At 66.4% G+C, this 14,865-nt stretch carries 15 protein-coding genes; 7 read left to right on the forward strand and 8 right to left on the reverse strand.

Translation table 11 applies throughout. The annotated features are described in order from the left end of the window. The first annotated feature begins 198 nt into the window (after positions 1–198). The 5 genes from rpmF to GV027_RS11425 all read left to right on the forward strand — a co-directional run bounded on the left by rpmF (position 199) and on the right by GV027_RS11425 (position 3,161). The gene (gene rpmF, locus GV027_RS11405) at positions 199–378 is read left to right on the forward strand and encodes a 50S ribosomal protein L32 (protein WP_031438822.1); all 180 of its coding nucleotides are present in this window, start codon (positions 199–201) and stop codon (positions 376–378) included. Positions 379–405: 27 nt separating this feature from the next. Continuing rightward, positions 406–1,434, forward strand: coding sequence for a phosphate acyltransferase PlsX (gene plsX / locus GV027_RS11410; protein WP_159511951.1), 1,029 nt, complete (start codon positions 406–408; stop codon positions 1,432–1,434). After that, positions 1,431–2,399, forward strand: a complete 969-nt coding sequence (locus GV027_RS11415) for a beta-ketoacyl-ACP synthase III (RefSeq protein ID WP_031395325.1) — start codon at positions 1,431–1,433, stop codon at positions 2,397–2,399. The genes plsX and GV027_RS11415 overlap by 4 nt, the downstream gene beginning before the upstream one ends. Positions 2,400–2,493: 94 nt before the next feature. Next, the gene (locus tag GV027_RS11420) at positions 2,494–2,793 is read left to right on the forward strand and encodes an integration host factor subunit alpha (RefSeq protein ID WP_031395326.1); all 300 of its coding nucleotides are present in this window, start codon (positions 2,494–2,496) and stop codon (positions 2,791–2,793) included. An 8-nt stretch (positions 2,794–2,801) separates the two neighbouring features. Then, positions 2,802–3,161, forward strand: a complete 360-nt coding sequence (locus tag GV027_RS11425; protein ID WP_159511952.1) for a MerR family transcriptional regulator — start codon at positions 2,802–2,804, stop codon at positions 3,159–3,161. Between the two features lie 68 nt (positions 3,162–3,229). On the opposite strand, the gene GV027_RS11430 is transcribed toward GV027_RS11425, so the two are convergent. The 7 genes from GV027_RS11430 to rpmI all read right to left on the reverse strand — a co-directional run bounded on the left by GV027_RS11430 (position 3,230) and on the right by rpmI (position 10,822). Beyond that, positions 3,230–4,798 carry a peptide chain release factor 3 gene (locus GV027_RS11430; RefSeq protein ID WP_159511953.1) on the reverse strand — a complete coding sequence of 523 codons (1,569 nt, stop codon included), beginning with the start codon at positions 4,796–4,798 and terminating at the stop codon, positions 3,230–3,232. A 229-nt stretch (positions 4,799–5,027) separates the two neighbouring features. After that, positions 5,028–5,903: an aldose 1-epimerase family protein gene (locus GV027_RS11435; protein ID WP_159511954.1), complete on the reverse strand. Its 876-nt coding sequence runs from the start codon at positions 5,901–5,903 to the stop codon at positions 5,028–5,030. Between the two features lie 158 nt (positions 5,904–6,061). Then, positions 6,062–8,476: a phenylalanine--tRNA ligase subunit beta gene (gene pheT / locus GV027_RS11440; protein WP_159511955.1), complete on the reverse strand. Its 2,415-nt coding sequence runs from the start codon at positions 8,474–8,476 to the stop codon at positions 6,062–6,064. After that, complete coding sequence (gene pheS / locus GV027_RS11445; RefSeq protein WP_192141248.1) at positions 8,473–9,567, reverse strand: phenylalanine--tRNA ligase subunit alpha; 1,095 nt, start codon at positions 9,565–9,567, stop codon at positions 8,473–8,475. Before pheS ends, pheT begins: the two co-directional genes overlap by 4 nt. Positions 9,568–9,663: 96 nt before the next feature. Further along, entirely contained in the window at positions 9,664–9,993 is a 330-nt protein-coding gene (locus GV027_RS11450; RefSeq protein WP_159512876.1) for a GIY-YIG nuclease family protein, read from the reverse strand. Positions 9,994–10,233: 240 nt separating this feature from the next. Further along, the gene (gene rplT, locus GV027_RS11455; RefSeq protein ID WP_031395288.1) at positions 10,234–10,599 is read right to left on the reverse strand and encodes a 50S ribosomal protein L20; all 366 of its coding nucleotides are present in this window, start codon (positions 10,597–10,599) and stop codon (positions 10,234–10,236) included. Between the two features lie 19 nt (positions 10,600–10,618). Then, complete coding sequence (gene rpmI, locus GV027_RS11460) at positions 10,619–10,822, reverse strand: 50S ribosomal protein L35 (protein ID WP_031395289.1); 204 nt, start codon at positions 10,820–10,822, stop codon at positions 10,619–10,621. Positions 10,823–11,021: 199 nt separating this feature from the next. Here rpmI and GV027_RS11465 point away from each other — a divergent pair, with 199 nt between their 5' ends. Further along, positions 11,022–13,145 (forward strand): AsmA family protein, encoded by a 2,124-nt coding sequence (locus GV027_RS11465; RefSeq protein WP_159511957.1) that lies wholly within the window; start codon positions 11,022–11,024, stop codon positions 13,143–13,145. A gap of 197 nt (positions 13,146–13,342) precedes the next feature. Here GV027_RS11465 and GV027_RS11470 read toward each other — a convergent pair whose 3' ends face one another. Beyond that, positions 13,343–14,173, reverse strand: a complete 831-nt coding sequence (locus GV027_RS11470) for an inositol monophosphatase family protein (protein ID WP_159511958.1) — start codon at positions 14,171–14,173, stop codon at positions 13,343–13,345. Between the two features lie 91 nt (positions 14,174–14,264). On the opposite strand from GV027_RS11470, the gene GV027_RS11475 reads away from it, so the two are divergent. Beyond that, positions 14,265–14,795: a peroxiredoxin gene (locus GV027_RS11475; protein WP_159511959.1), complete on the forward strand. Its 531-nt coding sequence runs from the start codon at positions 14,265–14,267 to the stop codon at positions 14,793–14,795. Positions 14,796–14,865: the final 70 nt, after the last annotated feature.

Consider the following 14,865-nt stretch of genomic DNA (forward strand, 5'->3'; position numbering starts at 1 on the left):
TCCTCGATGTTTCCGGTGTGCGCGGGTCGTGCCACTGTGCCACCATGCTTGCAACGCAGGCGATTATCGCTATAGCGCCACGCTTCGCGATGCGTCAGGCCGTATGGTAGCTCACGCGGCCGACCTTAACAGTCGGTTGCCGACTCCTTCGTCCGGGCCTATCGGAGCCCCGACCTTTATAAAGAACAAGGTGCCGAAATGGCCGTCCCCAAGAGAAAAACCTCGCCCTCCAAGCGCGGCATGCGCCGTGGCCACGATTCGCTGACGATCGCGGCATTTCAGGAGTGCCCGAACTGTGGCGAACTCAAGCGCCCGCACAACCTCTGCACGTCTTGCGGCCATTACAACGGTCGCGAAATCCTTTCGGTCGAGGGCTGAGCCCTTACCTGAGCGAAGGACGTGAGCATGCCCGACAGCGCCTGGATCGCCGTCGATGCGATGGGTGGCGATGACGGGCTGGCGGTAATGCTGGCGGGTGTCGCGCGTGCGCGACGCCAGTTTGACGGCATGCATTTCCTGCTGGTCGGTGACGAAACCGCGATTCGCGATGGGCTCAAAGCCCATCCGAATCTCGAACTCAATTCCGAGATCGTCCATGCCCCCGAGGTGGTTGGCTCAAGCGACAAGCCGAGCCAGGCGATTCGTCGCGCCAAGACGACATCGATGGGCATCGCCATCGATCTCGTCAAAAAGGGGCGTGCCGCAGCTGCGGTCTCGAGCGGCAATACCGGCGCGCTGATGGCGATGGCGAAGCTGTCGCTCAGGACGCTGCCGGGCATCGATCGCCCGGCGCTCGCCGCGCGCCTTCCGACGCTTGGCGACACCGACATGGTGATGCTCGACCTCGGTGCGAATACCGAGTGCGATGCGCGCAACCTCGTCCAGTTCGCGATCATGGGCGGCGCCTATGCACGGACCGCGCTCGAAATCGCCCACCCACGTGTCGCGCTGCTCAATATCGGCAGCGAGGACATGAAGGGCACTGACGAGATCCGCGAGGCCGCCGCCATGCTGCGCGCGACGCCCAAGCTCGACATGGATTTTACCGGTTTCATCGAAGGCGACCGCCTGTCGCGCGGCGATGTCGACGTCGTCGTGTGTGACGGCTTTTCGGGCAATATCGCGCTCAAGACCGCCGAGGGCACCGCGCGATTCGTCGCCGACCTGCTCAAGCGCGCGTTCCGCAGCTCGGTCCGGTCGAAGCTCGGCTTCCTGATTTCGAAGCCCGCGACCGAATTGCTGCGCGATCATCTCGATCCCAATAATCACAATGGCGCGGTGTTTCTCGGGCTCAACGGCATCGTCGTCAAAAGCCATGGCGGCGCCAATGAGCGCGGCGTGGCGACGGCGATCGGCAATGCCGCCAAGATGGTGAGAAACGACCTCGTCCGCCGGATCAGCGACGATCTGGGCAACGTCAAGGAAGCCGCATGATCCGTTCGGTCATTACCGGCACCGGATCGGCTCTGCCGGTCCGCCGCGTCTCGAATGCGCAGCTGGCGGAACAGGTCGACACCAGCGACGAATGGATCGTCGAGCGCACCGGCATCCGGTTCCGCCATATCGCCGGCGAAGGCGAGACGACCGCGACTCTGGCCGCCGACGCCTGCCGCGCGGCTCTCGCTGCAGCAGGCGTGGACGCGCAGGACATCGACCTGATCGTGCTCGCCACCGCGACGCCCGACCAGACCTTCCCCGCCAGCGCCACCAAGGTGCAGGCGATGCTCGGCATCGACGACTGCGTCGCGTTCGACGTCGCCGCGGTCTGCTCGGGCTTTCTCTACGCGGTCCAGGTCGTCGACAGCATGATCCGCAGCGGCGTCGCCAAGCGCGCGCTGGTGATCGGCGCCGAGACGTTCAGCCGGATCCTCGACTGGGAGGATCGCACGACCTGCGTCCTGTTCGGCGACGGTGCGGGCGCGATCGTGCTCGAGGCGCAGGACACTGCCGATGCGGACGGTCGCGGGATCCTGACCACCAAGCTGCATGCCGACGGGCGACACAACCAGCTTCTCTATGTCGATGGCGGCGTCTCGACGACCGGGACGGTCGGCAAGCTCAGGATGAAGGGCCGCGAGGTGTTTCGTCACGCAGTGACCAACCTTGCCGCCGTCATGACCGAATCGCTGGCGATGGCGGGCCTGTCCGCGGACCAGGTCGACTGGGTCGTGCCGCACCAGGCGAATGCCCGGATCCTCGACGCGACCGCGCGCAAGCTGGGCCTTGCCCCCGAGCGCGTCGTCGTCACCGTCGACCAGCATGCCAACACCTCCGCGGCGTCGGTACCGCTCGCGCTCGACGTGGCGGTCCGTGACGGACGGATCCAGCAGGGCCAGATCGTCGTGCTCGAGGCGATGGGTGGCGGCTTTACTTGGGGTGCGGCCGTCATCCGCTTCTAAACGCAACTGAAAGCCAGTTGCAATTTGTCCGATAAAGCTCTTCCGATGAACACGCTGCTTGTGTAGGTACCGCAATGGGTGTGGGAGTTTCGGAATGACAATGACGGGTACGCTGACACGAGCCGATCTAGCCGAATCGCTTCATCGCGAAATCGGACTTTCGCGATCGGATGCTTCTAAAGTCGTCGAACAGATCCTGACCGAGATGTGCGAAGCACTGACCAGCGGCCAGAATGTCAAGATTTCGGGCTTCGGTACGTTCGTCCTGCGTGACAAGGGCGAGCGCATCGGTCGCAACCCCAAGACGGGTGTCGAGGTGCCGATCGCACCGCGCCGCGTGCTGACGTTCCGCGCAAGCCAGATGATGCGCGAACGCATCGTCGGCGCAGGCTGAGGCACGCGATGCCGGACAGTTCCGGCAAGGCCAGTACCGCATTCCGGACCATCGGCGAACTGTCGAACGATACCGGCTTGCCACAGCATATCCTGCGCTATTGGGAAACGCGTTTTCCCCAGCTCCGACCGCTCCAGCGTGCCGGGAATCGTCGCTATTACCGCGTCGAGGACGTCGCGCTGGTGCGCCGGATCGATCAGCTGCTCAATCGCGACGGCTATACCGTGCGCGGCGTCCAGCAGCTGCTGGCCGCGGAAAAGGGCGCACCGGCCGCGGTCGCTGCCGAGATCCTTGCGCCCGCTGAGCCGCCGATCACGGCACTGCGCGCGATCCGCGACATGCTCGCCGAGGCCCTGGCCGCGGACTGATCCGCATCCCTGCCGGTTCGTCATCCCCGTGCAGGCGGGAATGACGACGGAGTGCGGTCGAGCGGGCGTTACCGCTCGCGCGTCGCGGCAAAGCGGATCTTCGCATAGCGTTCGGCGATGTAGTTCACCTCCCACGCGCTCTTGGCGAGGAACACCGGGTTCCCGTCGCGATCCTTCGCCATCGCGCCGCGGTTGATCTCGGCGAAGGTCTTGAGCTCCTGCGGGTCTTCCGCCGATATCCAGCGGGCGGTCTCGTAGGGCGCCGGCTCGAGCCCGGCCGCGACCTTGTACTCCGCGTCGAGGCGCGAGAGCAGCACTTCGAGCTGAAGCTGCCCGACGACGCCGATGATCCAGTTCGAGCCGATGTCGGGGTAGAAGACCTGAGTCACCCCCTCCTCGGCCATGTCATCGAGCGCTTTACGCAACTGCTTGGTCTTGGTGAAATCCTTGAGCACGACGCGGCGCAGGATTTCGGGCGCGAAGTTCGGCAGGCCGGTGAAGCGGATCGCGGCGCGTTCGCTGAGCGTATCGCCGACGCGCAGCGTGCCGTGGTTGGGGATGCCGATGATGTCGCCCGGAAACGCCTCGTCCGCCAGCTCGCGATTCTGCGCGAAGAACAGGATCGGCGAGTGAACCGCGATCGGCTTGCCGTGGCCCGTGGGCGTCAGCTTCATACCGCGCTTGAACACGCCCGAGCACAGCCGCATGAACGCGATCCGGTCGCGGTGGTTGGGATCCATGTTTGCCTGCACCTTGAACACGAAGCCGGTGACTTCGCTTTCGTCGGGGGAGATGGGGGCGGGCTCGGCGGGCTGCGCGCGCGGTGGCGGGGCGTAGTCGGCGAGCGCTGCGATCAGCTCGGCGACGCCGAAGTCCTTGAGCGCCGAGCCGAAATACACCGGCGTCAGATTGCCTGCGCGATAGGCGTCGGCATCGAAGCTCGAATAGCCGCCCTGTGCGAGTTCGGCTTCGTCGTTCAGGCGGACGATCCCTTCGGGGCTGAGGATCTCGGCAAGTTTGGGGTCGTCGATGCCCGCGAACGGGATCGCCTTGCCCATGAACTCGCGGCTGTCGCCTTCGGGGCGGCTCAACGTGTTGGCGTAGAGGTCGTACACCCCCTCGAACTCGCCGCCCATGCCGATCGGCCAGCTCATCGGGCAGACGTCGAGCTGAAGCATCTCCGCCACCTCGTCGAGCAGCGAGAACGGATCGCGCCCCTCGCGGTCGACCTTGTTAACGAAGGTGATGATCGGCACGTTGCGCAGGCGGCAGACCTCGAACAATTTGCGCGTCTGCGGCTCGATGCCCTTGGCAGCGTCGATCACCATGACCGCCGAATCAACCGCGGTCAGCGTGCGGTAGGTGTCCTCGGAGAAGTCCTCATGGCCCGGCGTATCGAGCAGGTTGAAGGTGATTCCCTGGCGCTCGAACGTCATCACCGACGACGTGACCGAGATGCCGCGCTGCTGCTCGATCTTCATCCAGTCGGATCGCGCGCGCCGGTTCTGGCCGCGCGCCTTCACCTCGCCCGCGAGATGGATCGCGCCGCCGAAATAGAGCAGCTTTTCGGTCAGCGTGGTCTTGCCGGCGTCGGGATGCGAGATGATCGCGAAGGTGCGGCGGGGAAATTGGGTCATGGCGTGGGTCCGGGGAGCCGAGTCGGGGCTCGCAAAGAAGGTTGGGCCGGGAGTCCGGCGGTCATGCTGCCGCTCTTGGCAGATGCGGGGGCCGGAGGACAGGGGGTGCAATCGCGGCGATAGCTGCTCCCCGCCCCTTCAGGGAAGGGGCTGGGGGCGGGGTCTCACCACGGGCGTGGCGCTTGCGGCTATGCCCCACCCCAACCCCTTCCCTGAAAGGGAGGGGCTTTTAGCGGAGCAGCGTTACGCGGAGTGCGATGCGCTTTGTGGCGCCTGCTGGGATCTCGAACACGCCAGGCTTGGCACGGAAGTCGCCGTCATAGCCTTCGGGGTCGGCGATGCCGTGCCACGGCTCGACACAGACATAGGCGGCGCCGGGCTTGGTCCAGATGCCGAGCATCGGCGTGTCGGGGAAATCGATCCGCAGCTGCGGGCCGGTTTCGGCGCCATAGGTGACCGAGTCGGACCGGACCGAATCCCAGACCAGCGCATCCTTTGCGAACAGCGCGTCCTGCAGGCGCAGCGTCCGCCGCTCCAGCGGCGAGGGCCGCTCCCCCTCCGCGATCGTGCCGTCGTCGGCGATCATGCGCAGCGCATCGGGCTCGTCGGCCGAGAAGACGATGCGGTGGTCGGCGCGATCCTCCCCGTAAGGCAGCGGCCAGGCGAAGGCGGGATGGAAGCCGAAGCTCGCCGGAAGCGGCTGCGCGGCGGGGTTGGTGATCGCGACGTCGACGCTCAGCGTCGCGTCGACCAGCGCGAACGTCACCGTCAGCCGGAAATCGAACGGATAGACCGCGCGCGTCTCGGGCGTCGCCTCGAGCGTGAAGGCGGCCGATCCGGGCTGCTGCTCGGACACGGCGAACACCATGCGGCGGGCGAAGCCGTGCTGCTTCATCGAATATTCGGTGCCGTCGACGCGGATCGTGTCGCGGTAGGGGCGACCGACGACGGGGAAGAGGATCGGCGCGTGGCCGGTCCAATAGGCCGGGTCGGCATTGGTCATCAGCTCGCGGCCGTCTGCGTCCTTGAGCGACGTGAGCTCGGCACCCAGTGGGTTGATCTGCGCGGTGAGGTGGTCGTTGGCGATCGTGATCAGGTCGGTCATGTCGGTGCTCCGCTACGGTCGGCCATTCTGTACATTACCTTGCATGTCATCCCCGCGAAGGCGGGGATCCAGAATGACAGCGCTTTCGATAGAATCGATTGGTCAGCCAGTATGGATCCCCGCCTTCGCGAGGATGACGAACAGGGTGTTGGGGCGCGTTACCCGCGCAGGCTCGCGCCCTGCTTCGCCGCCGCCGCGACGACCTTGTCCGCCACCGCCTTCAGCTCCTCGTCGGTGAAGCTCTTGGCGGTGGGTTGCAGGACGATCTCGACCGCGACCGACTTGTGGCCGTCCTCGACGCCCTGGCCGGTGAACACGTCGAACACGCGCGCCGAGACGATCGCGGCCTTGTCCGCCCCCTTCACCGCGCGGACCAGCGCGTCGGTGGCGAGCGCCGCCGGCACGAGGAACGCGAAGTCGCGGCGGACGGCCTGCAACGCTGGCGGCGTGTAGGCGGGACGCGCAAAACCTGAGGCCCGCTTGGGTGGGATCGCGTCGAGATAGATCTCGACCGCGGCCACCGCGCCGTCGAGGTCGAACGCCTTCAGCACCAACGGATGCAGCATGCCGAAGCTTGCCAGCACCGTCTTCGGTCCGAGCCGAAGCGTGCCCGACTGGCCCGGATGCCAGGCATCGCCCGCCTCCCCCATGACCTGGAGATTGTCGACCGGTGCGCCGGCAGCAGCAAGCAGTGCGAGCGCTTCGGCCTTCGCATCATAGGCGTCGAAGCTCGCGGCCTTGCCGTCGCGCCAGCCGCGCGGGCGGCGGTCGCCCGCCAGCACCACGCCCAATGTCGCGCGTTCGGCGTCGGCGAGGTAGCGGCGGCCGATCTCGAACAGGCGGACGCTCTGCTGGCCGCGCTTGAGGTTGCGCCCCGTCGCGGCGAGCAGGCCGGGGAGCAGCGAGGGGCGCATGACCTTCAGGTCCTCGCTGATCGGGTTGGCGAGCGTCCAGGCGCCGCCACCGAACGGGGCTGCCTCGGCCTCCGAGAGGAAGCTCCACGTCACCGCTTCGTCGAGGCCGCGGGCGGCAGCGGCGCGACGCGCGCGGCGTTCGAGCTTCTGCTCGGGCGTCGCGGTCGGCTTGGCGACGCCGGGCAGGCGCGGCAGCGGCGTCGAGGGGATGCTGTCGATGCCCTCGATCCGGACGACTTCCTCGACAAGATCGGCGGGACCGTCGACGTCGCGGCGCCAGCTCGGGACCGTGACCGGCCATTTGCCCTCGATCGTCGAGAATAGCGCGTCGCTGAACGCATCGGCGCTCTTGATCGCGCCGATCGTGAAGCCGAGCGACAACAGCGTGCGTGCCTGGCGTTCGGGGGCGACGTGGAGGCCGCCGAGATCCGCGCTGAGGCGCGGGTCGTAGTGGATCACGCGCGGCTCCGACGGCGCTTCGCCCGAGCGCGTGACGGCGCTCGCAGTCCCGCCGCAGACGTGGAGCACGAGCGCGGTGGCGATCGCGAGGCCGTCGTCGAGGAACGCCGGATCGACGCCGCGTTCGAACCGGCTGCGCGCGTCGGAGGTGAGCGTGAGCTTCTGGCCGGTGCGCGCGATGTGGTCGGGATCGAAATAGGCGCATTCGATCAGCACGTCGGTGGTGTCCGCGGAGACGCCCGAATGCTCGCCGCCCATGATGCCGCCGATGTCGTGCACGGCCACGTCGTCGGCGATGACGGTCATGGTTTTGTCGAGCGTGTAGGTCTTGCCGTTGAGCGCGACGACCTGTTCGCCGTCCTTTGCTTTCCGCGCGACGAGGCCGCCCGACAGCTTGGCACGATCATAGACATGCAGCGGGCGGCCGAGGTCGATCATCAGGTAATTGGTGATGTCGACGAGCGCGGAGATCGGCTTCTGCCCGATCGCGAGCAGGCTGCGGCGCATCCAGTCGGGGGACTCGCCGTTGGTCACGCCGGTGACGGTCTGCGCGAAGAAGGCGGGGCAGCCGGCGGTGTCCTCGGTGCGGACGTCGGGGCCTGCGCCCTCGCTCGTGAACGTATCGAAGATCAGCGGCGTGAGCGTGCCCATCCCCGCTGCGGCGAGGTCGCGCGCGATGCCGCGGACGCCCATGCAGTCCTGGCGGTTGGGGGTGATCGCGACGTCGATGACGGGATCGGTGAGCCCGGCATAGTCTGGGTACGGCGTGCCGATCGGCGCGTCCTCGGGCAGCTCGATGATGCCGTCATGATCCTCGCCGAGTTCCAGCTCGCGCGTCGAGCACATCATGCCGTTCGATTCGACGCCGCGGATGCTCGCGAGCTTGAGCGTCACGTCGAGACCAGGAACGTAGGCGCCGGGCGCACCGAACACGCCGACCAGCCCGGCGCGCGCGTTCGGCGCGCCGCAGACGACCTGGAGCGGGCCGTCACCGGCGTCGACCGACAGGATCTGGAGCTTGTCAGCCTGCGGATGGCGTTCGGCGGTGAGGACCTTGGCGATCTTGAAGGCGGCAAGCTTCTCGCCGGGGTTCTCGACGCCTTCGACCTCGAGGCCGATCCGCGTCAGCGCGTCGACGATCTGGTCGAGCGTGGCAGTGGTTTCGAGGTGCTGCTTGAGCCAGCTGAGCGTGAACTTCATGCGCCGACTCCGGCCGACAGAGTGGGGACGTCGAGGCTCGAGAAACCATAATGTTTCAGCCAGCGGATATCGCCGTCGAAGAATGGGCGGAGGTCGTCCATGCCGTATTTGAGCATCGCGAGCCGGTCGATCCCGCAGCCGAACGCAAAGCCCTGCCACTCGTCGGGGTCGAGCCCGCACGCCTCGATCACTTTCCGATGGACCATGCCGCTGCCCAGGATCTCGAGCCAGCCATCGGGCTCGGCGCCGCCAACGACGCGCTTGCCCTTGACCAGCGTGTAGCCGACGTCGATCTCGACCGAGGGTTCGGTGAACGGGAAGTAGCTCGGGCGCATCCTGAGCACGATGTCGTCGCGCTCGAAGAACGCCTTCACGAAGGTTTCGAGCGTCCACTTCAGATGGCCGAGCGTGATGCCCTTGTCGATCACGAGGCCCTCGACCTGGTGGAACATCGGCGTGTGCGTGGCGTCCGAGTCCGAGCGGTAGGTGCGGCCCGGCGCGATGATGCGGATCGGCGGCTTCTGGCTCAACATCGTGCGGATCTGGACGGGCGAGGTGTGCGTGCGGAGCAGCGAGAAGGTCGTCTTCTCGTCGGCGGTGCCCGCGGCCTTCGCGTCGATCCCCTGCTGGAGATAGAAGGTGTCGTGCATCGCGCGCGCCGGATGCGTCTCGGGGATGTTGAGCGCGGAGAAATTATGCCAGTCGGTCTCGATCTCGGGCCCGGTCGCGACCGCGAAGCCCAAGTCGGCGAAGATCTCGGCGAGTTCGTCCATGACCTGGCTGACCGGGTGGATCGTGCCGGGCATGGGCGCGTCGGCGGGCAGCGTCATGTCGAGCGTTTCGCTGGCGAGGCGCGCGTCGAGCGCGGCGCGTTCGAGCGTCGCTTTGCGCTCTGCGATGCCATTGGCGACGGCTTCGCGCAGGCCCTGGATCACCGGGCCCTGCACGAGGCGCTCGTCGGGGGTCATCTTGCCCAGCGTCTTCAGCAGCGCGGTAATCGTGCCCTGCTTGCCGAGCGCCTCGACCCGGCACGCCTCCAGCGCGTCGAGGCCGGATGCCGCGGCGATCGCCGCCAACATGTGTTCGCGCATCTGGTTCAGGTCTTGCGTCACTGTCTCACATCCTAACTTCGTTGCCCCTGCGAAAGGCATTACGCACGTGCCTCGCGGCTACCACCGACGCTGCCGCTATGGATTCCCGCGTTCGCGGGAATGACGGAGCGGGGCAAACCCCAGACCGATCGCGAGATCATCCCAATCGAGGTTTGTCGCTTCGATCAGTCGCAGCTTCCAGTCGCGATTCCACTTCTTCAGCTGCTTCTCGCGTGTGATCGCCGCTTCCATCGTTTCGGCCATTTCGTAATGCACGAGCCGGTGGATGCCGTAGCGGGAGGTGAAGCCCTTGATCAAGCCTTCGCGGTGCTGGTGGATGCGGCCGAGCAGGTTTGAGGTGACGCCGATGTACAGCGTGCCGTGCCGGCCGCTCGCGAGGATGTAGACGCAAGGCTGCCAGTCCATCCGCCATCCCCTCGTACCGTCATCCCCGATCTCGTCATCCCCGCGGAGGCGGGGAACCATATTGGCTGACGCTCGCAGTAATCACAACGGTTCGGAGTTTATGGGTTCCCGCCTGCGCGGGAATGACCCGTTGGGGCGGGCGGATGATCACCATCGCGGAGTTTCGATTTCCCCAAACGCGAAAAAGGGCACCGGTGGTTTCCCACCGGCGCCCTTTTCAAACCCAACCTCAGTCGCGAATTACGCGGCCTGGGGGAGTGCTGCCTTCGCCTGTGCGACGATCGCGCTGAAGGCTGCGCCCTCGTGCATGGCGATATCGGCCAGGACCTTCCGGTCGAGTTCGATACCCGCCAGCTTCACGCCGTGCATGAACTGCGAATAGGTCAGACCCTCGGCGCGGACGCCGGCGTTGATGCGCTGGATCCACAGGCCACGGAAGGTGCGCTTCTTAACCTTGCGGTCGCGGTAAGCGTACTGTCCGGCCTTTTCGACGGCCTGACGGGCGATGCGGATCGTGTTCTTGCGACGGCCATAATAGCCCTTCGCCTGAACCAAAATACGCTTGTGCTTGGCGCGGGTGGTAACACCCCGTTTTACGCGTGCCATTGTCTAATTCCTTCTCAGCTCAACGCAGGCCGTAAGGCGCCCAGGCCTTCACTGCTGCGGTATCGGCCTTGGACAGCAGCTTGGTGCCGCGGTTCTGACGGATGTACTTGCCGTTGTGATGCGCCAGACGGTGACGCTTGCCGGCGACGCCGTGCTTGAGCAGGCCGGTGGCGGTGAGCTTGAAGCGCTTCTTGACGCCGCTCTTGGTCTTCAGCTTGGGCATTTTTATCCTTTCGGTTACGAAGGGAAACGCTGAAATCGCCGCGGCAGCCCACACTGGCCGGGCGATTCGTCGAACGCGCATCCCTTCGAGGAAGCGGGGCCGATACCCGCATCGGTCCGAAATCTCAAGTCGCATTCCCGGATTAATGCGGCATCCGACCATAGTGGAACCGCTACGCCCGCCATGCGATAGGCTTATCATGGACGCCAGCCCGACGCAGCCGATCGACGCCCCCCCGCCCGCCGCGGCGCAGAAGAGGCGCAAACGGCGGATCCTGCGCAACATTCTGATCGGGATCGTCGCGGTGATCGCCGCGATCTGGCTGGTACTCTACATCACCAAGGGTCGCTTCCTGAAGCATCCGTTCGAGCGGATCGTCGGGTCGATGACCCACCGCATGGTGACCGTCGGCGGCGATTTCCAGCTCTATTTCGCGCCGTTCCGAATCAAATTCTATGCCGAGCGCTTCACGCTCTCCAACCCCGACTGGGCGAGCCGGCCCAACCTGTTCCAGGCGGACAAGCTCGACACGCGGATCGCGCCGCTGTCGCTGATCTTCGGCAAGCGGCGGCTCTACTGGCTCGACCTGGTCAACGGCACGGTCGATCTCGAATGGAATGCCGCGCATACCGCCAACAGCTGGACGTTCAGCGACAAGAAGGGCGGCGAGCCGCTCGAATTCCCGCGGATCGACGTGGCGACGGTGACGGGGACGAGCGTGCGCTATCTCGACCCGCGAATGCGCGTGCTCGCCAATCTCGACGTCGCCGACATCCGCTCGGTCGATGCGACGATCGGCCGCGCGGTCGGCCTCAAGGGCACCGGCCAGCTGCGCGAGACGCCGTTCACGGTGACCGCGCAGCTGCTGTCGCCCGACGCGACCGCCAATCGGGGACAGAACAAGCTGGTCGCGCGGATGCGCGCGGCGGGCAACGTGATCGACGTCGCCGGCACGCTGCCGAGCATAGCGGACGTCGAGAACGTGCCGCTCGCGGTGACCGCGCGCGGCGCCAACCTGTCGACCCTGCTCGGCGTGATCGACGTCGCGATCCCGAACACACGCACCTATCGGCTGCGCGGGCAGCTCGTGAAACAGGGCGAGGAATATCATTTCACGCGGATCACCGGCGTGGCGGGGAAGACCGATCTGGCGGGCAAGCTGACGATCACCAATGGCGAACGCATCCATCTCGATTCGGTGCTGGCGACCAAGAGCCTCGACATCGTCGATGCCGCGCCGTTCATCGGCTACAATCCCGACATCGTCGAAAGCCGCGGCGCGGTGGCGGCCGCCGCTGCGACCGGCGCGGGCGCGCAACGCCTGTTGCCCGATGGGAATTTCCCGGTCGAGACGATGCAGATCTTCGATGCCGACCTGAAATGGACGATCGGCGTGGTCCGGTCGAAGAACATCCCGATCTCGAACGTCGACCTGACGCTCGACCTCGAGCGCGGGCGGCTGGCGCTGTCGCCGCTGACGTTTGCGATGGCGCGCGGCAATGTCGCCTCCGACGCAGTCTTCGACACGCGATCGCGGCCGAGCGCGGTGTCCTACGACATTCGCCTCGCACCGACGCCTATGGGGCGGTTGCTCAAGGGCTATGGGCTTGCCGAGGCGGGGACGACCGGGACGATCAAGGGGCGGATCAAGCTCGACGGGCGCGGCGATTCGATCCATGATTCGCTAGCCTCGTCACGCGGCCGGATCGCGTTCGTGATGCCGTCGGGCGCACTGTCGGTGCGCAACGTCCAGCTCGCCGAGCTCGACATCGGCACGTTCGCGCAGCGGATGTTCCAAGGCAAGCTCGACGAGCCGGTCCAGGTCAATTGCGGCCTGATCGGCTTTACCGTGCGCGGCGGCGTGGCGGCGGCGGACCCGATCCTGATCGACACGAAGAAGAACGTGATCGTCGGGCGCGGCGGGTTCAGCTTCCGCAACGAGGCGGTCGACCTTGCCTTCCGCGCCGATTCGAAGAAATTCAGCCTGTTTGCGGGCCAGTCGCCGGTCGGGTTCGGCGGCGTGTTCGCGGCACCGAAGATGAGCGTGGTCTCGAAGGACCTGCTCGCCCGCGTCGGTACCGGGCTGGGCCTCGCGCTGGTGGCGACGCCGGTCGCGGGTGTGCTCGCGTTCGTCGATGTCGGCGATGCGAAGGCCACCGCCTGCGGCCCGGTGTTGGCCGGCGCGACCGCCAAGGCGCAGCGGACGACCAAGGGCGAGACGCGCGACGATGTCGGCCGCGGGACGACCGCCAAGGGCGAGGACGGCAAGGCGTCCGAGGCGGAGAAGAAGGGGCAGAAGAAGAAGTTTCTCGGGATCTTCTAAAGCGGCGGCGGCTTTGGTCGCAGCCGCGCCGCTCACCTCACCTTACTGGCCCCCGTCACCCCCGCGAAAGCCGGGGCCCATGGTTTCGGCCAGCGCGGTTAGCGACCGTGCAGTGTCCATGGGTCCCGGCTTTCGCCGGGATGACGGATATGGGACTAGGTGCGAGGCGTAACGCCCGCCTTCCCGCCAAGACGGTCTCAGTGGTCGTGATCGCCATGGTCATGCGCATCACCCGTGATCCGGTGCATCGCCTCGAGCACGTCGTCCAGCCGCGCCGGATCGCCGATCGCGAGCACATGGCCTTCGCTCGCCGCGGTCAGCGGGTCGCCGTTCCAGTCGCACATCATCCCGCCGGCGCCTTCGACGACCGGGACCAGCGCAGCGAAATCGTAGAGCTGGAGACCCGATTCGCAGACGACGTCGAGGTGACCGCTCGCGAGCAGCCCGTAATTATAGCAGTCACCGCCATAGACCGGCCCCTGGCGCGGGTTGCCACCCGAGATCGCCGCGACGAGCGCGAGATAATGCGGGACGTCAGCCTCGCCGAACAGATGCGGGCTGGTCGTCGCGATCGTCGATCCCGCCAGCTCGCGGCAGACCCGGGTGCGCACCGGCACGCCGTTCAGCGTCGTCGGACGCCCCGCGACGCCGACCCAGCGTTCGCGCTGGACCGGCTGGTCGATGATCCCGAGCACCGGCCAGCCATCCTCGACCAGCGCGATCAGCGTGCCGAAGATCGCGCGGCCGACGGTGAAGCTGCGCGTGCCGTCGATCGGGTCGAGCACCCATTTGCGGTTGGTGACGCCGGTCTTTTCGCCAAACTCCTCGCCGACGATACCGTCGCCCGAGCGTTCGGCGTCGAGCAGCCGCCGCATCGCCGATTCGGCCTCGCGGTCGGCGCGGGTGACGGGGGACTGGTCGTCCTTGATCTCGACGCCGTGCTCGTGGCGGAAATAGGGTCGGATGACGTGGCCCGCGGCATCCGCGAGGCGGTGCGCGAGGTCGATATCGGCTTGGGTCACTGGCATCTGCCCTGCCTATCGATACGGTACGGCGCGAGCAATGGACGGATGCCGCGAGCGGGCGTACGTCACTGCGATCATACCGGAGTATAGCCCCATGCGCCTTGTCCCGACTCTCGCCGCCCTCCTCCTCGCCACCCCCGCAGTCGCGGCGCTCGCGCCCGGTGCGAAGGCGCCCGACTTCACCACGCGCGGCGCGATCGCCGGCAAGGTGTTCACGGTCCACCTCGCCGAACAGCTGAAGAAGGGCCCCGTCGTGCTCTACTTCTTCCCCGCGGCCTATACCGGCGGCTGCAATGCCGAGGCGCATGCCTTTGCCGAGGCGGTCCCCGCGTTCAAGAAGGCCGGCGCGACGGTGATCGGCATGTCGGCGGACAACGTCGAGACGCTGAGCAAATTCTCGGCAGAGAAATGCGCGGGCAAGTTCGCGGTCGCCAGTGCAGGGCCGAAGGTCGTCGCGGGCTATGACGTCGCGCTCGGCAAGCAAGTGATGGGACGCGACGTCACGAAGCGCACCAGTTACGTGATCGGCCGCGACGGCCGGGTCGCCTTTGTTCACGACGACATGAACCCGGCCGAGCATGTCAATTCGACGCTGGCCGCAGTCGAGACGCTTAACCGCCGATAGATCCGCAAATCGTCACGCGTTGCTAACCTTTATCGTTCTATTCCGGGGGCGAAACGGGGGCAAATGACAT

Origin of the sequence: Sphingomonas sp. T1 (assembly GCF_902506585.1) — a bacterium.
In the GTDB taxonomy this organism is placed as follows: domain Bacteria; phylum Pseudomonadota; class Alphaproteobacteria; order Sphingomonadales; family Sphingomonadaceae; genus Sphingomonas; species Sphingomonas aerolata.